The sequence below is a fragment of the Actinoplanes sp. NPDC051411 genome (assembly GCF_040682075.1).
GTDB lineage: Bacteria > Actinomycetota > Actinomycetes > Mycobacteriales > Micromonosporaceae > Actinoplanes.
On sequence record NZ_JBFBAD010000051.1, the window covers coordinates 42507 to 59422 of the forward strand.

The window sequence follows — 16916 nt, forward strand, 5'->3', positions numbered from 1 at the left end:
TCGAATCAGGTCGTTTTGGCAAGACGACGGATGCCCCCATTCACGGCCCTTAATCCTTTGATTTCCGATCGATCATGCGGGTTCAAATCTCCTCAGTAGAGATCGGTATCGAGCGAATGCGCGGCCGTACCCGGCGGGACGCTTTCTATGCGCGCAGCGAGGAAAGTCCTTTCTGCCATTTTTCGAGCACATGGAAAGCCCATCGGTTGTCGACCGCGAGCGCGCACCGCGCCCCCCACAGGACGTCTCCGGCCAGTTCCGGCTCGGCGGCGGCGAAGGAGCCGCACAGGTCGTGGGCGGCGATCTGCTCGTGCACCGCGTCCGCCTCGACGTGCTCGTCGTAGAAGGCGGTCGCCCCGGCATCCCCGCCGAGGCGGCGCAACCCGTTGCCGTACGCGCGGTTCGGCAGCGACGACGTCATCTCGTACGCCGCGAGGTGGCCGAGGACCGCGCCCCGCCGGCGCCGGTGCAGCCCGAAGTACGACATCAGGTTGTTGACGGCCAGGGTCGGCGCGCCGACGTCGTCGACGTACGCGCCGTAGGTCAGGTCGAGACCGAACCAGCCCATGGTCTGCTTGAACAGCTCCTGATGCATCCGCCGGGTGACGCCCCCGCCGTACTCGTCGGCCTGGATCTCGATCAGCGCGGCCTTGGGCCGCCCGGCCAGGCGCGGGATGGCCCAGGTGTGCGGGTCGGCCTCGCGCAGGTGGTAGACCGACCGGTGGACGACGAACTCACGGAACTGCTCGCGGGTCGCCCGGCCGCGCAGGTAGCCGGAGAGCGACGGGCCGTCGTCGGCCGCCACCGCCTCGGCCAGCAACGCCGGCACGTCGGCCGGGTCGGTCGCGGCCGGCGGCCCGGTCAGCTCGCGCAGGCCGGCCGCGAAGTGGTCCTCGAGCGCCGCCCGCACGCTCAGCAGGCCGGGATCCCACTCCCAGGCGTCGTCGACGCCGTCCCAGCCCCGGTAGGCCAGCTCATAGCAGACGAACAGCGCCAACTGGAGGTCCTCGTCGTCGTCCGGCGCCCGCCCGGCCGGCAGGTCCGTCGCCTTTCCGGCGAGAACGTCGATCAGCGCACCGGACAGGGCACCACGGGGCCCGGGAAGTTTCATGCCGCACCGGCTTCCCGCCAGAACCCGAGGTAAACCCAGGTTTCGCCGGGCCGGAAACGGGGATCCGGGGCGGCATGACTTCGACGATCACCCCGTACGAGGACGGCCCGCTCATCATCCGCGGGGATTTCGAGATGCGGACCCCGGACGGGACGCCGATCGAGCCGGGGCGGGCCACGGTCGCGCTGTGCCGGTGCGGGAAGTCGGCGATCAAGCCGTTCTGCGACGGCACCCACAAGGCGGTCAACTTCCGGGCCGGCACCGGGCGGGACACCCCGGCCGCGCGGGGACCGGGAGTGTGACATTCCGGCAGGTTTGACGCCCTCCGGCCGGGATATCCGACCGGAGTGTCCGAGATAACTTCTGAGGTACTCATCGCGCGGCTCGCCGAGTGGGGCGTCGACACCGTCTTCGGGCTTCCCGGGGACGGCATCAACGGCATCATGGAGGGCCTGCGCCGCAACACCGACAAGATCAAATTCGTCCTCGTGCATCACGAGGAGGCGGCGGCCTTCATGGCCTGCGCCCACGCCAAGGCGACCGGGAAGATCGGCGTCTGCCTGGCGACCAGCGGGCCGGGCGGCATCCACCTGGCCAACGGCCTCTACGACGCCAAGCTCGACCACGCGCCGGTGCTCGCGATCACCGGCCTGCAGGAGTCGAGCGTGCTCGGCACGGCCTACCAGCAGGAGGTCGCGCTGGACAAGCTCTACGAGGACGTCTCGGTCTACAACCAGGTGATCATGAACCCGGCGCAGGTGCCGGCCGTGGTCGACATCGCGATCCGCACCGCGTACGCCCGGCGCGGGGTGGCCCACCTGACGATCCCCAACGACATCCAGATCGCGCCGGCGCACAAGGATCCGTACACCAGCGTCGCCCCGGTGAGCCCGCCCGCGACCAAGCCGATCTACCTGGCTCCCGCCGTCCGGCCGGCCGATCGCGATCTCCAGCTGGCGGCCGACGTCCTCAACAGCGGCCAGAAGGTCGCCATTCTGGCCGGCATCGGCGCCCGCGGCGAGAAGGAGCGACTCGAGCGGACCGCCGACATCCTCGGCGCACCGATCGTCAAATCCCTGCTCGGCAAGATGGTGGTGCCCGACGACTCCCCGTACACCACGGGCGGCCTCGGCCTGCTCGGCACCGCGCCGAGCGAGGACCTCATGGAGGACATCGACACGCTGCTGATGCTGGGCACCAACTTCCCGTACACGAAGTTCCTGCCCGCCCCCGGCAAGGTGAAGGTCGTCCAGGTCGACGTCGCGCCCGAACGGGCCGGCACCCGCATCCCGACCGACGTCCCGCTGGTCGGCGACGTCGGGGCGACGCTCGAGGCGCTGATTCCCCGGCTGGAGCGCAAGGACCGCAAGCACCTGGCGAAATACCAGGACAAGATGAAGGACTGGCGCGAGAACATGACCGCGCTGGAGTCGGCCGACCGCGAGCCGATCGCCCCGCAGTTCCTCGCGGCGCAGATCGACGAGCTGGCCCGCGGCGACGCGATCCTGGCCTGCGACTCGGGCACGATCGCGACCTGGGCCGCCCGGCACTGGCACATCCGCGAGGACCGCGAGTTCTACCTCTCGGGCACCCTCGCGACGATGGCGCCCGGACTCCCCTACTCGATCGCCCTCCAGCACGCCCATCCCGGCCGGCAGGTCATCGCCTTCGTCGGCGACGGCGGTTTCGCGATGCTGATGGCTGAGTTCCACACCGCGGCCCGCTACCACCTGCCGATCAAGGTGATCATCAACAACAACAACTCGCTCGGGCAGATCCTGTGGGAGCAGATGGTGCTGGGCTATCCCGAGCACGGCGTGCGCTTCGGCGAACCCGTCCCCGACTATGCCGCCTGGGCACGCGGGTGCGGGGGCTTCGGCGTACAGGTCAGCAAGCCCGGCGATCTGCCGGGCGCGCTGCAGGAGGCCTTCGCCCATCCCGGGCCCGCGCTGGTCGATGTGGCCGTCGACCCGAACGAGCCGCCGATGCCCGGCAAGGTCTCCTACGACCAGGCCAAGAAGTTCGCGACCGCGTTCCTGCACGGCCAGCCGCACAAGGCGGCGATCGCGACGACGCTGTTCAAAGACAAGATCGAGCAGTTGAAGGGCTGACGGGTGCCTCCCGGACAGTCCGGCGACATCCGGTCCGTCGAGTGGGGCGCCTACCGCGTGCCGACCGACGGGCCGGAAGCCGACGGCACCTTCACCTGGGACGCCACCACCGTCGTGGTCGTCCACGTGCACACCGCGGAGGCGACCGGTCTGGGCTGGACCTACGCCCCCGCCGCGGCCGGGCACCTCATCTCCGAGATGCTCGCCCCGGTGGTGACCGGCCGGCCGGCCTCCGACGTGCCGGCCCTCAACACGGCGATGGCCCGGGCGGTGCGCAACACCGGCCGCGACGGCGTCGCGGCCACCGCCATCTCGGCGATCGACGTGGCCCTCTGGGACCTGAAGTCCCGCTTGCTGGGCGTACGCCTGGGGGCCCTGCTCGGCGCGGCCCGGCCGTCGGTCCCGGTCTACGCCAGCGGCGGCTTCACCACCTGGGACGCCGCCCGCCTGACGAGCTGGCTCGAGGACAACCTCGCCTGCGGCCGCGCCAAAATCAAGATCGGCGAGGCGTGGGGCACCGCCGAAGCCCGCGACCTGTCCCGGATCGCCCTGGCCCGGCGGGTTCTGGGCGACCGGGAGCTCTATGTGGACGCCAACGGCGCCTATTCGGCCGCCCAGGCCATCCGCCTGGCGGCGTCGTTCCCGGACGTCCGCTGGTTCGAGGAGCCGGTCTCCTCGGACGACCTCGACGGGCTGCGCCGGGTGCGCGACTCGGTGACCGCCGACGTGACCGCGGGCGAATACGGCTACCACCTCGGCTATTTCGCCCGCCTGGCCGGCTCGGTCGACTGCCTGCAGGCCGACGTGTCCCGCTGCGGCGGCATCACGGAGTGGCAGCGGGTCGGCGCTCTGGCCGCCGGGCTGGGACTGGACATCTCCGGTCACTGCGCGCCGGCCCTGCACGTGGACGCCGCCCTGGCCACTCCCAACCTGCGCCACCTGGAGTACTTCCACGACCACGTGCGCATCGAACAGCTGTTCTTCGACGGCGTCACGCCACTCGGCCCGGACGGCTCGCTGCACCCCGACCTGACGGCGCCGGGGCACGGGCTGACGTTCAAGCGGGCCGACGCCGCCGCGTACGAGATAGCAGCCGGCTAACCCTCGGCGCCGACCAAAGTCACCGTCACCTGGGCGATCCCGTCGTCGGCCAGCAGCTCCGACCGCAGCCGCCCGGCCAGCGAGACGAGTTCCCCGGCCGAATCAGCGAGCGCGGACGCCGACGGCCGGATCCACAGGTTGACCAGCAAGCTCGACGGCCCGAGATAGACCGCGTGCATGTCGGCGATCTCCCCCACCCACCCGACCGCCGAAACCCGGGCCCGGATCGGGTCGGCCACATCGGCCGGCGCCGCCTCTTCGAGCATCAGCGCCTTCGACCGTACGGCGAGCAGGAACGCCACCGCGATCAGCAGGACGCCGATGGCCATGCTGCCCAGCGCGTCCCACCCGGCCCAGCCCGTGCCCGCGTGCAGCAGCAGCGCGACCAGGGCCACTGCGAGTCCGACCAGCGCCGCCGAGTCCTCCAGGAACACCGTGGTCGCGCTCGGGTCGGACGCCCGTACGAGCTGTTCGAACAGCGACCGCTTCTGGTCGCGGGCATTGTTGCGCAGCTGTTTGCGGGCGGTGTGCCACGAATAGCCCTCGAAGCCCGCCGACACCAGCAGCACCGTGACGCCCACCCACAGGGACTCGAGGGGCTCGGGCATCAGCAGGCTGCGGATGCCCTCGCCGACCGAGAGCGTCCCGCCGACCAGGAAGATGCCGAGCGCGGCCAGGAACGCCCAGAAGTACCGCTCCTGCCCCCGCCCGAACGGGTGCGCCCGGTCGGGCGACCCGGACGACTTGCGCAGCCCCACGAAGAGCAGCACCTCGTTGCCGGTGTCGGCCACCGAGTGCGCCGCCTCGGCCCACAGCGACGCCGACCCGGTGAACAGGGCGGCCACCGTCTTGGCGACGGCGATCCCCAGGTTCGCCGCGACCGCGACGATGACCGTCCGCGCGCTCTCCTCGGCCATTCAGGAGGCGCGGTGCAGATCGTCGCGGCTGACCCGGAGGATGACGACGCCCTGGTCGGTGTCGCGGATCTGGTCGCCCCCGGCGTACGTGTCGTTGGACAGCAGCCCGGTCCCGTCGATCCGGGCGTAGCCGGCGCCCATGAGCTCCTCGGCCACCCCGGCCACCGCGTCGGGCCGCACGTCGGTGCCGGGCATCTGGACGGCCACGACCGTGCCGGCTCCGGCACCGTCCCGGTCGACGACGGTCATGCCCACGGTCACGTTCTCGATCGGAGATGTCGAAGGCTGCATGGGACGCTCGTTCCCACGTCGGCCGACGGCAAAACAATTCGCGCTACGCCAGGTCGCCGTAAATGCGGACGGCGGCGAGCAGCCCGTCCGCCCCGCGCTCGTAGGCCACGAGCCCGGCCTGCGGTGACATCTCGCGGCCGCCGAGGCGCAGGCAGTTGAACTCGACCACGCAGGCCGAGCCGTCGTCGGTCACGACGCACGGCTGCAGCTCGACGCTGCCCACCCTGGAGAGGTACGCCCGGAGCTCCGCCCCGCCCCGATGCGTCCGTTCGTCGGTCTCGCGCAGATAGGCGCCCGGCCCGAAGGTGGCGAGCACCGCCTCGACGTCCCCCGCCGCCAGCGCTTCGAGGTGCCAGCCGACCACGCCGCCGGGCACTGCCGCGCCGCCGGGGAGGATCGACGGCCGCGGGAACCGCTGTCCCTCGGTCGGCCGCCGGCTGAAGTAGCTGCGGAACACCACCGAGTCGTCGTGCGATTCGGCGACGATCGCGACCGGCCACGGCCGTTGCGTGCCGTCGAAGGTCACGTGGCCGAGCAGTTCCACGACCGCCCGGCCGGGCACGACGATCCGCTTCCGGGCGGCGTCGAGGTGGGCCTGGAACTGGGCGAGCAGGTCGCGGCTGCGGTGGACGAAGTCCCTCAGGTCGTGATGCCCGCGGACCTCGCCCGCCCGCGGGTCGAAGACGACGACGCGCTCGGGCCAGGCGTCCTCGATCGCGTGCGGGTCGCCACCGGTCAGCGCGACGATGTATTGCCCCACCGGGTCGGCGTGGCCGGCCGCGTGGGTCTGCCTCCGCGCGAGTTCGGCGGCGTTCTGGAAGTCCGGCAGCCACGGCATGACGCAACCCTCTCACACGATCTGCTGGCCGCCGTCGATGTCGTAGGTCGCTCCGGTCAGCGCGGTGTTGACCATCAGATGGATGGCCAGTGCGGCGACGTCGGACGGTTGGACCACCCGGTGGATCGGCAGGTTGGCCCGCAGTTCCTCGCGCCGCTTGTCGAGGTCGTCGCCGAGCAGCCGGGCCGACAGCGGGGTGTCGACGAAGCCGGCCGCGATCGCGTTGACCCGGATCGGGTCGAGTTCCAGCGCGAGGTTCGCGATCAGCAGGGGCTGGGCGGCGGTCAGCGCGCCGGGAAGCGCGAGGCCGAGGGCGGGCCGGCGGCCGCCGGTGCCGCCCATGAAGAGCAGGGCGCCGCCGGGGTTGATCCGGCCGATGACCGCCCGCGCCAGATGTACGGGCAGCCAGAGATGCTCGTCGACCAGCTTGCGGGCCTGGGCGAGGTCGAGGTCGGCCAGCCGCGCGTAGTAGTTGCCGCCCGCGGTGACCATCACGTGGTCGACCGGTCCGGGCAGGCCGCCGAAGAACTCCTGGAGGCGTTCCGGGTCGGCGGCGTCGAACGCGGCGGTGCCGGTCGCGCCGACCTCCTCGGCCGCCTGCCCGAGGTGGTCGGGATCGCGCCCGACCAGGATCACGTCGGCCCCCTCGGCGCGGGCGAGCCGTGCCGTCTCGAGCCCGATGCCGGCGCTGCCGCCCAGCACGACGACCTTCTGTCCGGCCAGCTTCTGTCCGGACGGTGACCGGGGTGCCGTGGTGTCCATGGCTGCCATGGTCGCGCGGCGAGGCCGGCCCTCGCGCCAGTGACTGTCCCTGGCGGCGGGGCCGGCCCCGTTACTCCTAGTGGTGCGGCCCGTGTGGTCCGCCGCCCGAGTGGTGGTCGCCCGAGTGGTGGTCGCCCGGGTAGTGGTTGCCCGGGCCCCCGTTGTCGTGCGCGTTGTAGCTGTCGGCGGTCAGCTCGTACATGTCGCGGAACTGGCCGTAGTCGACGCTGTTGCAGTCGTACTGGTCCCACCGGTTCTGCATGTCGCCGAGCCGGCCCACCCATTCGCAGTCCGACCGGTTCTGGAAGTACCCGATCAGGTCGCCCTGACCGTGGGGAGGCTGGGGTCCCTGAGGCGTAGCGCCCGCCGCCTGAGCCGGACCCGCCCCGATGGCGGCGCTCAGGAGACCGGCACCGATCAGGATCGGCAGCCGTGCCGTGATGTGCATCTCGGTCCTCCCTCTGATGAGATGGCCCGGTCAGGTCATCACGCCCGGGGTGCAGGGCCGGGGAAACGGCGCTTTCCCGTCCGGCCCACGCCCCGAGTGGGAAAATCAGGTGCCCTCCGGTCGCGATTATCGACGTTCATAATCTTCGTGATTCCGGGTATTCCCTGGTCATGACGAATCCCTCATCCGCCGCCGGCCTGCCTCTGGCCGCCGAGACGGCCGCCCGGCTCACCGAGCAGGAAACCTCCGACCCCGAGACCGGCCCCACCGTGGGCGCCGACGACGCCGAGGCCGACGCCGCCCGCAGCGGCGCCGACGCCGACCTCACCCACCCCCGGCGAGACTCCGACGGCGTCCCGGTCGGCGAGGCCGATCTGGAGGAGGACAAGCGCCGGTCCGGCGCGTAACCCGCTCAGCGCGCGTACGGGACGACCACAGGGCCAGCAGAAACAACGGCACGGCCGCGACCGGGAACCAGTCGCCCGTACGCGCGTAGACCGTCCCCTGCGCCGCCGGCCTCATCGTGACCAGCAGCTGCGCGTCGTCTTCGCCCAGCACCCGCCCCCGGGCGTCGGTGACGGTCAGGCGGCCGTAGTCGGCGGCGCGCACCACCGTGAGCCCGTCCTCGACCCCGCGGACCAGCGCCATCCGGCTGTGCAGCCATCCGTCGGAGGTGAAGTCGAGGGCGGGAACCAGCATCACCCGCGCGCCCTGCGCCCGATATCGCCGCACGAGCCCGGGGAAGTCGAGGTCCTTGCAGATCGCCACGCCGAACCGCCCGTCGACGATCACGTCGTCGTGGCCCGGCGTCAGCCAGTCCTCCAGCCCCGGGATCAGGTGCTGCTTGGCATACGGAGTCACGGTTCCGCCCGCTCCCAGCACCAGCGCGACGTTGTTCGCCGTGTCCGGCCGGCGCAGCACCGCCCCGACCACCACCGACGTACCGCCGGACGTGACCGGCCGGAACGCGTCCACCACCACGGGCAGCGTCGTGTCGGTCACGCCGAACACCTTCTCCGGCAGCACCACGACCCGTGCCCCGCGGGCGGCCAGGCCGGCCACCCGCGGCACGTAGCGGGCGAGCAGGTCGCGGCCGGACGCCTGATCGACCGGCAGCCCGTCGTCGGACTGCTCCATCGCGGCCAGCCCGACGGTCAGCGCCCCGGTTCCGGCCGTCGGCCGGCTCAGCGACCAGGCCGACCACCCGCCGGCCGCCGCCACCACCGCGAGCAGGCAGGCAACGGCCACTCGGGGGCTCATCCGCAGAGCGGCGAGCGCGACCGGGACGGCGACCAGCAGGTAGGTGACGCCCCAGACGCCGGTCAGCGCCGTCAGCTGGATGACCGGGCGCACGTCGGCCTGGGTGTAGGCGAGGCTCCACCACGCGCCGTGCGGCAACAGGCGTGAGGCGGCGTACTCGCCCAGCACCCACAGCGCCGGAACGGCCAGGACGGCGGTCGCGGTCCGTCCGCGCAGCAGCAGGGCCCGGGCGAGCAGGACCGTGCCCGCGGCCAGGGCGGCGCCGAGCAGGACCACGCCGGCGACCTCGGGAACCGGCATCGACAGGGTGACGTGGTAATACGCGAGCACCCCGAGCTGGCCGATCAGCCAGGCGAGGACCGCCGCGCCGAGCGCGGTCCGGGCGCGTACGCGGAAAGAGGCCAACAGAAGCGGGAGCGGCGCGACCCAGGTGAGCCCCCAGATCGGGTGAAGCCCGGTCCCGCCGAGCCACAGCAGACCGCTCAGGACGGCGGCGACGAGTGTCATCATGCGCCGAGCGTGCGGCAGTGCCGGCCGAAGCGGATCGCCCCGCGCTCCGAGCCGGATCTGGTCCCGTGGAGGGAAGCGCGGCGCCGGCCGGGGCGGCGATACTGCCCGGGTGAAGCGGTACGTCAATCTCGCCGTCACCGCGGCCGCGGTCGCCGCCACCGTCGTGCCCGCCCTGATCGGCCGACCGCACGCCTGGTGGGTGCTGCCCCTCGCGGTGGCGTCGTCGGTGCCGGTGCTGTGGCGCGAACGCGCGCTGCTCACGGTCGCCCTCGTCGTCGGCACCGCCACGACGGTCTCCGCCTCGCTCGGCGCTCCCCCGCTGCTGCCCGTCGGGCCGCTCGTCTGCCTCTACACGTTCGCGGCGCGCGCCTCGCTCCCGATCCGGCTGCTCGGCGGCGCGGTCACCGCCACCGGCCTGCTGTTCTCGGTGCTCTACCCGCGACCCGACCTGGAGGTCCTGCGCTACCTGGCCGTCGCCTTCGCCTTCGCGTACGCCCTGGGAACCAGCACCCGCGCCCGGCGCACCGAGGCCGGGGCGCTCGCCGAGCGGCGCCGGGCGGCCGTGCTACGCGAGCGCACCCGCATCGCCCGCGACCTGCACGACATCCTCACCCATGCCGTCGGCATCATGATCGTCCAGGCCGAGGCGGGGCCGCTGCTCGTGCGCACGAACCCGGACGCCGCCGACGCCGCGTTCGCCGCCATCGCCGCGACCGGCCGCGACGCGGTCGTCCACCTGCGCCGGGCGGTCGGCGGCCTGCGCGAACCCACCGACCGGCCGCTCGACCAGCCGGGCCTGGCGCAACTGCCCGACCTGGTCGAACGGATGCGCACGACCGGCCTCGACGCCGCCCTCACCGTCTCCGGAACGCCGTTCGCGCCCCCCGCCGACGTCGGGGTGGCCGTCTACCGGATCGTGCAGGAGTCGCTGACCAACGTGGTCCGGCACGCCCGCGCCCGGTCGGTGCGCGTCCGGCTGGACTACACGGCGGAATCGCTGACCGTGGCCATCACCGACGACGGCCCCAAGCCCGGCCGGGCCGAACCCGGCTACGGAATCGTCGGCATGCGCGAGCGCGCCCAGGCCTGCGGCGGCACCCTCCACATCGGGCCGGCGGACGGCGGCCGCGGCTTCACCGTCACAGCGACGCTGCCCGCGCCGGTGGGCTGCTGATGCTGCGGGTGGTGCTCGCCGACGACCAGGACCTGTTCCGGGCCGGCTTCGCGACGATCCTCGGCGCCGAACCGGACATCGAGGTGGTCGCCGAGGCCGCCGACGGCGCGGCCGCGGTGAGGGCCGCCGTCGAGCACCGGCCCGACGTGGTGCTGATGGACATGCGGATGCCCGTCCTCGACGGCGTCGCCGCCACCCGCCAGGTGTGCGAGCGGACGGCCGGCCGGGTCCTCGCCCTGACCATGTTCGACACCGACGACTACCTGTACGCGGTGCTGCGCGCGGGCGCCAGCGGCTTCCTGCTCAAGGACGCGCCCCGCGCCGAGCTCGTGAACGCCGTACGCGTGGTCGCCGCCGGGGACGCCCTGCTCGCCCCCGGCGTCACCGCCCGCGTGATCGGCGAACTGCACCGGCGCGGCCGCCCCGACCCGGCGCTCGCGACCGCGATCGCGGGGCTGACCGGCCGGGAGACCGACGTGCTCCGCCTGATCGCGGCCGGCCTGTCCAACGCCGAGATCGCCGCCCACCACCGGCTGAGCGAGCACACGGTCAAGACCCACGTCGGCAACCTGTTCGCCAAGCTGGGCCTGCGCGACCGGGCCCAGGCGGTGATGGTCGCGTACGAGTCGGGCCTGGTCGTGCCCGGCTCCTGACCGTGCGGGCTCAGACCGTGGCGATCGTGTTGGCGACCTCGTCGACCAGCTCGCGGGCGAGGAAGCCGGTGCGCCCGTAGCGCGGGCTCAGCCGCTGCCCGCTCACCGCGTGGGCGTAGGCGGCCCAGCACGCGGCCTGGGCCGGTTCGGCGCCCCGGCCCAGAAGTCCCGCGACCACCCCGGCGCGGGCGTCGCCGCTGCCCGAGGTGCCGAGACCGGCGTCGCCGCTCTCCTCGCGCCAGCCGCTACCGTCCGGGGCCGCGATGTGCCCGTAGAGCGAAACCACCGCCTGATAGCGCGAAGCCACCTCCCGCGCCGCCGTGGCCAGGTCGTCACCGGGCTCCGATCCCAGCAGGTGCGCGGCCTCGGTGACGTTGGGCGTCAGCACCGCCCGGCGCTGGCGCAGCAGCTTCGGGTCCTTGCTGAGCGCGCCCAGCGCGTAGGCGTCCAGCACCACCGCGGTCTGCGGGCCCGCCGCCTCGAGAACGCCCCGCATCAGGTCGGTGGTCTGCTCGATGTCGTCGAGCCCGGGGCCGAGTGCGACCACATCGGCCTCGGCGGCCAGCTCGAGCACCTCGTCGGGGGCGCCCGAGGCCGGGAACCCCACGACCCGCGCCTCGGGCACGGCGACGCTCACCGCGACCGCGCTCTCCTCGGCGACCGCCAGCTGCAGCCGGCCGGCCCCGGCCCGCAGCGCGGCGGTGCCGGCCAGCAGCACCGCACCCGGGTTGAAGCGCGACCCGCCCACGACCAGGACCGTTCCGCGGGACTCCTTGTCTCCCGCCGGGTCGGGCAGCGGCCACCGGCGCAGCAGGTGCGGGGTGATGACGGCTTCCGAGTCAGGCATGGACGTCCTCCTGGCGGGTCACCGGCGCGCCCTCGGCCGGCAGATGCGATACGTCGTTGAAGGTTTCCGGGATCAGCACCCCGTCGCGGCGCCGCCAGCTGCTGAGCGAGCAGTTGGCGACGGTCGTGCTCCGGGCGATCTCCATCAGGGCCGCCTCGTCGAGGCCCTCGACCAGATAGCGGATCAGCAGCACGGTCGCCTCGTGGGCGAACAGCACGGCTCGTCCCGGCGGCAGGTCGCTCAGCAGCGACCGCAGCCGCAGCAGCACGTCGGCCCACGACTCGCCGCCCGGCGGCCGGTAGTAGAACTTCCCCAGCCGGGCCCGTCGCCGGGCCTCCTCCGGGAGGCGCGCCTCCACCCCCCGCGTCGTGAGCAGGTCGAGCACCCCGAGCTCGCGGTCGCGCAGCCGCTCGTCGATCCGCAGCGGCACGTGCAGGTCGGCCAGCGCCGCCTCGGCCGTCTGCCGGGCGCGCAGGTAGGGCGAGACCACCGCGACCTCGGGCCGCCGGTCGGCGAGCATCTCGGCGAAGACGCGCCGCAGGGCCCCGGCCTGCTCCCGGCCGGTCACCGAGAGCGGCACGTCGGCGTCGCGCTCGGCGATGTCGATCACCTCGGCGCCGTCCCCCTCGGCCGCCGCCGCGGCGATGTTTCCCGTGCTCTGGCCGTGTCGCACCACGGCCAGCCAGGTGAACTTTTCCACGGGGTCAAAGCTGCCCGACTTCACCCCGCCTAAACCAGCCTAGGACGAAACTGCCGCCCGCATGGCCTGGACGCCGTAGTGCGCCCGCGACTTCACCGTCCCGGCCGGGATGCCCAGCCGCGTCGCCACCTCCTCGATCGAGTCGCCGCGGAAGTAGATCTGGCGGATCACGTCGCGCTGCATCTCGCTCAGCGACGCGAACGCCCGGACCATCTCCTGGGCCGCGATCGCCGAGTCCGGGGTGTCGGACGCGGCGACCGAGTCGTTCTGGTCGGTCAGGGTCACCTCGGCCGGCCGGACCCGGCGCATCCGGTCGGCGTCGATGGCCACGTTGCGGGCCACCGTGAACAGCCAGCCGCGTACGCCGTTCTCGTCGCCCGGCAGGGCGTCGCGGTGACGCCAGGCCCGCAGCATGGTCTCCTGCAGCATGTCCTCGGCCGCGTGCCGCTCACCCGCGAAGCGGATCAGGTAACGCAGCAGCGCGAGCGAATGCTTGGCGTGGATCTGTTCGATGCGGGCCCGGTGGTGTGTGTCATCCATTGAAAGCTCCTGAAGGAAACCGCCAACTGGTTCCCGCAGGTTAGAAAAAACGACTATCCAAAGACTTACCGTCGACTGACCGTGAGCCGCTCACCGTCGAAAACGTCCAGCTCACGGCCCATCGGACGCAGTAAGTCGCGCCGATGATCGTCCGGGCCGAGGTCCCGCAGAACGGTCAGACCACGAGCCTCGAGGAGGGCGGCGACCTCGGGCCGGGAAAAGGCGGTCTGCCATCGCAGACGGCGCCGCCACCGGGCATACCGAGGATCCTCGGCGACGACCCGGGAAAGGTAGGTGAGGACGAACCGGCTGCCGGGCGGCAGGCTCCCCGCGTACGCGAAGAGTTCGCCCACCGCCGGGCCCGGCAGATAAAGACTGACCGCCTCGCAGATCACGAGTGTGGGAACCGAAGGGTCGGCCGGCCCGTCGCCGACCCGCTGCCGGGTGAGGTCGATCGGCGCGAAGCCGACGTGCCCGGGCAGCTCACCGAGCACCCGCCGGAGCGCCGCCTTCTTGGCCTCCTGCACCTCGGGCAGGTCGAACTCCCAGACCCTGGTCTCGCGCAACGGCGCCAGCCGGTAGGGCCGCGTGTCCATCCCCGCGCCGACGATGACGACCTGCCGGACCCCGTCGGCGACCGCGAGCCGGCATTCGTCGTCGATCACCCGCGTGCGGCAGACCACGCTGCCGTAGAACCCCGGCCCGGACCGGTTCATCAGCAACAGGAAGGCTTTCCGCAGCGGCCGGTAGCGCGCGATCGCCGCGATCCAGCCGGTCGCCAACCGTGGCGCCACCGGGTCGTCGAAGAGCTTTCGCGGCTCATACTGTTCCAGCGCCCGCATCAAGCCGACGCCGAGCGCGGTCCGCCCCACTCCCCTGATCGCCATGGGCCCGTCCCTCGGAGCAGTTGCCGGCGCGAGCTGATGCCGAGCTTGGTGAACACCTTGCCCAGATGCCACTCGACAGTACGCGGGCTGAGAAACAGTCGCGACGCTATCTCCACATTCGACAGGCCGTCGCGGGCCAGCCGCACGATCTGCGTCTCCTGCGCGGTCAGCCCGGCGTCCGGCCGCTTCCGCCCGGCTACGCCGAGACGGGCGCCGGCCAGATCGGCGAAGGCCAGGAGACCACTCTCCCGCATCATTTCGTACGCCGTCCGCAGTCGAGCCCGCGCGTCACCGTGCCGGTCGGCCGCCCACAGCCATTCCCCGTAGTAGAGATGGGCCCGCCCCAGATAGCCCCGCATCCCGGCGCGCTCCAGAAGCGCGAGGGCCTCCCGGTAGGCATCCTCCCGCCCGCCCAGCATCTTCCCGCCCAGCATCTTCCCGCCCAGCGCCTTGCCGCCCAGCGCCTTGCCGCCCAGCGTCTGTCCGCCCAGCATCGCCCGGCCCAGCGCGGCCAGCCCCAGCAGCCCGTCGCTCCCGGCTGCCCGGGCGGCGTCGTTCAGCCGCCGCAGCCCGCCCACGTCGTTCCGCCCGAGGTGCGCGGCCGCGACCAGCCGCTCCACCAGCCCCGGCCAACAGCCTCCGCGCGCCACGGCGTAGGCCTCCTCATATCGCCCCAGCCCGTTCCACCGGACCGCCCGCACGTCGTCCCAGCCGACGCCCGGCAGTCCCCGGCCGTCATCCCCCAACGCCCGGCCGTCGCCCTCCAACGTCCGGCCGTCGCCCTCCAACGCCCGGCCGTCGCCCTCCAACGCGCGACCGTCGCCCTCCGACCTTCTGTCCTCGCCCTCCGGACTCGAGGCGAGCCGCACCACCGCCGCCTCGTCAGGGTCGCCGTCCATCGGCGGGGCACCGGCCCAGGCCGCGAGCAGCCGCGCCGGACCGGCCGGTGGGGTGACGCCGGCCCTCCGGCAGACCGCGTCCAGTTGCCCGGCCAGCGCGCCGGCCTGCGGCAGCGCTCCGGCGTACACCCGGCTGACCACGCGCTGAGCGAGCAGATCGGGGAGCATCGCGGCCGTTCCCGACTCCGCGGCCAGCCGGACCGACCGGGCCGTCAGCGCGTCGGCCGCCTCGCGGTCGCCCAGTTCCAGCGCGGCCAGTCCACCAGCCCACAACTCACGCCCATCGGCACGGTCCACATCGGACAACAAGGTCCGCAAATGCGGTGCGGCAATGACGACGTCCTTTGTGGAGCGCACCTTCAACGCCCGCAGAAATGGATCGTCGCCGGGCGCCTCGCCCGCGATGAGACCCGCCCGCAGGGCGTCCAGACAGGTCGCTCGGCCCCGCGCGGCGTCCAGCGGCGCGATCCGGTCGGCCGCCTTCAGCAGCAGGGCCGGATCACCCTGCGCGCGCAGCACGTCGGCCCGGGCGTGGGCGAGTTCGCTCAACGGTCCGGCCTCGGCCAGCCGGAGGAGGCGTTGGGCGGCACCGGGCGTACCGGAAAGGTGCCGCGACTCGGCGGCGGCGAGCAACCATTCGCCGCGCTTGCCCGCATCGGTCGTCAGTTCGGCCGCCCGCTCGAGAAAGAGCGGCCCGCCGCCGGCCGCCGCGAGGTCGTCGGCGAGGTCGTCGTCCCGGCCGGCCGCCGCCTGGGCTCGCTGCCAGAGGTGGCCGACCCGATCGGCCGCCGGGTCGATCTCGGCGGCGAGCGCGGCGTGCACCCGGCGCCGCTCGGCCGGATCCACGCGGCGCCCGACGGCCGTGCGCAGCAGCGGATGCCGGAACCGCACCCGATCCCCGAATTCCACCAGCCCGGCCAGCGCCTCCCAGCCGACGCCGGCATCTGGCCCCGCCGGCGCCTCCGCGTCGACCTGGGCACCCAGCCGGGCCGTGGCCCGCCCGACCAGCGCCGGATCGCCGCCCGGCTCGATCGCCGCGACCATCAGCAGCAGGCGCGCGGCCGCGTCGAGGCCGGCACACCCCTGCCGCGCCCACTCCTCGATCCGCCCGGGCAACGCCGCCGCGCCGAGCCACCCGGACTCCGTCCCCGGAAGGCCGGCACAGCCCGCCTTCGCCGTCTCGAGCAGAGCCAGTGGATTGCCGTGGCATTCGGCGATCACCCGGTCGTCGACCGGCTCCAACCACCCGGCCGCCGCCAGCAGCGCCCGGGCCTCCTCATCCGACAGTCCACCGGGCGACAGCACGGGCAGCCCGTCGAGCTCCGGCCGGGAATCCCGGCTCGCGAAGACCACCGCCAGCGACTCGGCCCGGACCCGCCGCGCCGCCAGCCCCAGCACCTGCGCCGACGCCGGGTCGAGCCACTGCGCGTCGTCGATCAGGCAGAGCAGCGGCTGTGAGCGCGCGTGCTCGGCGAGCAACCCGAGCACGGCCAGGCCGACCAGCAGCCGGTCGGGCGCGGCTCCCGCCCGCAGCCCGAAGACGACCCCGACCGCGTCCCGTTGCGGCAGCGGCAGACAGTCGAGGCGGTCGAGCAGCGGCGCACACAACTGGTGCAGGGCCGCGAACTCCACCGCCTGCTCGGACGGCACCGCGGCCGCCCGCACGATCCGGCACCCGGTCGCCCGGCCGGCCAGATGGTCGAGCAGCGCCGTCTTGCCGATGCCCTCCTCGCCGCGCAGCAACAGCGCCCGGCTCTCCCCGGTGCGGGCCGCGGCCAGCAGATGGTCGAGCCCGGCGCGCTCGGCGGTCCGGCCCACCAGCTCACTCATGGTTTCCGGAGTCTAGGACGGTTCGCGCCCGCCGAAC

Annotated in this window: 18 protein-coding genes; 6 read left to right on the forward strand and 12 right to left on the reverse strand. The window is 73.1% G+C overall.

The genetic code is table 11. The annotated features are described in order from the left end of the window. Positions 1-145: 145 nt before the first annotated feature. Entirely contained in the window at positions 146-1111 is a 966-nt protein-coding gene (locus AB0M88_RS26705; RefSeq protein WP_364106802.1) for an iron-containing redox enzyme family protein, read from the reverse strand. A 74-nt stretch (positions 1112-1185) separates the two neighbouring features. Here AB0M88_RS26705 and AB0M88_RS26710 point away from each other — a divergent pair, with 74 nt between their 5' ends. From AB0M88_RS26710 to AB0M88_RS26720, 3 genes are read left to right on the forward strand one after another with little or no spacing between them, the layout of a single operon-like run. Continuing rightward, positions 1186-1413: a CDGSH iron-sulfur domain-containing protein gene (locus AB0M88_RS26710; protein ID WP_364106804.1), complete on the forward strand. Its 228-nt coding sequence runs from the start codon at positions 1186-1188 to the stop codon at positions 1411-1413. A 45-nt stretch (positions 1414-1458) separates the two neighbouring features. Next, positions 1459-3222, forward strand: coding sequence for a thiamine pyrophosphate-dependent enzyme (locus AB0M88_RS26715; protein ID WP_364106806.1), 1764 nt, complete (start codon positions 1459-1461; stop codon positions 3220-3222). A 3-nt stretch (positions 3223-3225) separates the two neighbouring features. Next, a complete protein-coding gene (locus tag AB0M88_RS26720; protein WP_364106808.1) occupies positions 3226-4323 on the forward strand; it encodes an enolase C-terminal domain-like protein in 1098 nt (365 codons plus the stop codon). Here AB0M88_RS26720 and AB0M88_RS26725 read toward each other — a convergent pair. The 5 genes from AB0M88_RS26725 to AB0M88_RS26745 form a co-directional block, all read right to left on the reverse strand. Continuing rightward, positions 4320-5240: a cation diffusion facilitator family transporter gene (locus tag AB0M88_RS26725; protein WP_364106809.1), complete on the reverse strand. Its 921-nt coding sequence runs from the start codon at positions 5238-5240 to the stop codon at positions 4320-4322. The genes AB0M88_RS26720 and AB0M88_RS26725 overlap by 4 nt on opposite strands. Continuing rightward, complete coding sequence (locus AB0M88_RS26730) at positions 5241-5531, reverse strand: hypothetical protein (RefSeq protein WP_364106811.1); 291 nt, start codon at positions 5529-5531, stop codon at positions 5241-5243. A 43-nt stretch (positions 5532-5574) separates the two neighbouring features. Then, positions 5575-6369, reverse strand: coding sequence for a nuclear transport factor 2 family protein (locus AB0M88_RS26735; RefSeq protein ID WP_364106813.1), 795 nt, complete (start codon positions 6367-6369; stop codon positions 5575-5577). A gap of 12 nt (positions 6370-6381) precedes the next feature. Continuing rightward, positions 6382-7131: an SDR family oxidoreductase gene (locus AB0M88_RS26740; protein ID WP_364106815.1), complete on the reverse strand. Its 750-nt coding sequence runs from the start codon at positions 7129-7131 to the stop codon at positions 6382-6384. Between the two features lie 76 nt (positions 7132-7207). Then, positions 7208-7579 carry a hypothetical protein gene (locus AB0M88_RS26745; RefSeq protein WP_364106817.1) on the reverse strand — a complete coding sequence of 124 codons (372 nt, stop codon included), beginning with the start codon at positions 7577-7579 and terminating at the stop codon, positions 7208-7210. Positions 7580-7749: 170 nt separating this feature from the next. On the opposite strand from AB0M88_RS26745, the gene AB0M88_RS26750 reads away from it, so the two are divergent. After that, positions 7750-7986, forward strand: a complete 237-nt coding sequence (locus AB0M88_RS26750; protein WP_364106819.1) for a hypothetical protein — start codon at positions 7750-7752, stop codon at positions 7984-7986. Here the strand turns inward: AB0M88_RS26750 and AB0M88_RS26755 are convergent. Further along, positions 7904-9349: a nitrilase-related carbon-nitrogen hydrolase gene (locus tag AB0M88_RS26755; RefSeq protein WP_364106821.1), complete on the reverse strand. Its 1446-nt coding sequence runs from the start codon at positions 9347-9349 to the stop codon at positions 7904-7906. The genes AB0M88_RS26750 and AB0M88_RS26755 overlap by 83 nt on opposite strands. A 109-nt stretch (positions 9350-9458) precedes the next feature. On the opposite strand from AB0M88_RS26755, the gene AB0M88_RS26760 reads away from it, so the two are divergent. Continuing rightward, positions 9459-10523, forward strand: a complete 1065-nt coding sequence (locus AB0M88_RS26760; RefSeq protein WP_364106823.1) for a sensor histidine kinase — start codon at positions 9459-9461, stop codon at positions 10521-10523. Next, entirely contained in the window at positions 10523-11176 is a 654-nt protein-coding gene (locus AB0M88_RS26765; protein ID WP_364106825.1) for a response regulator transcription factor, read from the forward strand. The genes AB0M88_RS26760 and AB0M88_RS26765 overlap by 1 nt, the downstream gene beginning before the upstream one ends. Before the next feature lie 10 nt (positions 11177-11186). On the opposite strand, the gene AB0M88_RS26770 is transcribed toward AB0M88_RS26765, so the two are convergent. The 5 genes from AB0M88_RS26770 to AB0M88_RS26790 all read right to left on the reverse strand — a co-directional run bounded on the left by AB0M88_RS26770 (position 11187) and on the right by AB0M88_RS26790 (position 16879). After that, positions 11187-12023 (reverse strand): NAD(P)H-hydrate dehydratase, encoded by an 837-nt coding sequence (locus AB0M88_RS26770; RefSeq protein WP_364106827.1) that lies wholly within the window; start codon positions 12021-12023, stop codon positions 11187-11189. After that, positions 12016-12723 (reverse strand): histidine phosphatase family protein, encoded by a 708-nt coding sequence (locus tag AB0M88_RS26775; protein ID WP_364106829.1) that lies wholly within the window; start codon positions 12721-12723, stop codon positions 12016-12018. Before AB0M88_RS26775 ends, AB0M88_RS26770 begins: the two co-directional genes overlap by 8 nt. A 39-nt stretch (positions 12724-12762) precedes the next feature. Further along, positions 12763-13263 (reverse strand): sigma-70 family RNA polymerase sigma factor, encoded by a 501-nt coding sequence (locus AB0M88_RS26780; RefSeq protein ID WP_364106831.1) that lies wholly within the window; start codon positions 13261-13263, stop codon positions 12763-12765. 65 nt (positions 13264-13328) lie between these two features. Next, positions 13329-14150, reverse strand: a complete 822-nt coding sequence (locus AB0M88_RS26785; RefSeq protein WP_364106833.1) for an SAM-dependent methyltransferase — start codon at positions 14148-14150, stop codon at positions 13329-13331. Beyond that, on the reverse strand, positions 14105-16879 hold the full coding sequence (locus AB0M88_RS26790) for an AAA family ATPase (protein WP_364106835.1): 2775 nt from the start codon (positions 16877-16879) through the stop codon (positions 14105-14107). The genes AB0M88_RS26785 and AB0M88_RS26790 overlap by 46 nt, the downstream gene beginning before the upstream one ends. Between the last annotated feature and the right edge of the window lie 37 nt (positions 16880-16916).

Coding starts and splice junctions, on each gene's coding strand:
- AB0M88_RS26705 (WP_364106802.1), bottom strand. CDS start 1,111: ATGAAACTTCCCGGGCCCCGTGGTGCCCTGTCCGGTGCGCTGATCGAC.
- AB0M88_RS26710 (WP_364106804.1), top strand. CDS start 1,186: ATGACTTCGACGATCACCCCGTACGAGGACGGCCCGCTCATCATCCGC.
- AB0M88_RS26725 (WP_364106809.1), bottom strand. CDS start 5,240: ATGGCCGAGGAGAGCGCGCGGACGGTCATCGTCGCGGTCGCGGCGAAC.
- AB0M88_RS26730 (WP_364106811.1), bottom strand. CDS start 5,531: ATGCAGCCTTCGACATCTCCGATCGAGAACGTGACCGTGGGCATGACC.
- AB0M88_RS26735 (WP_364106813.1), bottom strand. CDS start 6,369: ATGCCGTGGCTGCCGGACTTCCAGAACGCCGCCGAACTCGCGCGGAGG.
- AB0M88_RS26740 (WP_364106815.1), bottom strand. CDS start 7,131: ATGGACACCACGGCACCCCGGTCACCGTCCGGACAGAAGCTGGCCGGA.
- AB0M88_RS26745 (WP_364106817.1), bottom strand. CDS start 7,579: ATGCACATCACGGCACGGCTGCCGATCCTGATCGGTGCCGGTCTCCTG.
- AB0M88_RS26750 (WP_364106819.1), top strand. CDS start 7,750: ATGACGAATCCCTCATCCGCCGCCGGCCTGCCTCTGGCCGCCGAGACG.
- AB0M88_RS26755 (WP_364106821.1), bottom strand. CDS start 9,349: ATGATGACACTCGTCGCCGCCGTCCTGAGCGGTCTGCTGTGGCTCGGC.
- AB0M88_RS26765 (WP_364106825.1), top strand. CDS start 10,523: ATGCTGCGGGTGGTGCTCGCCGACGACCAGGACCTGTTCCGGGCCGGC.
- AB0M88_RS26770 (WP_364106827.1), bottom strand. CDS start 12,023: ATGCCTGACTCGGAAGCCGTCATCACCCCGCACCTGCTGCGCCGGTGG.
- AB0M88_RS26780 (WP_364106831.1), bottom strand. CDS start 13,263: ATGGATGACACACACCACCGGGCCCGCATCGAACAGATCCACGCCAAG.
- AB0M88_RS26785 (WP_364106833.1), bottom strand. CDS start 14,150: ATGGCGATCAGGGGAGTGGGGCGGACCGCGCTCGGCGTCGGCTTGATG.
- AB0M88_RS26790 (WP_364106835.1), bottom strand. CDS start 16,879: ATGAGTGAGCTGGTGGGCCGGACCGCCGAGCGCGCCGGGCTCGACCAT.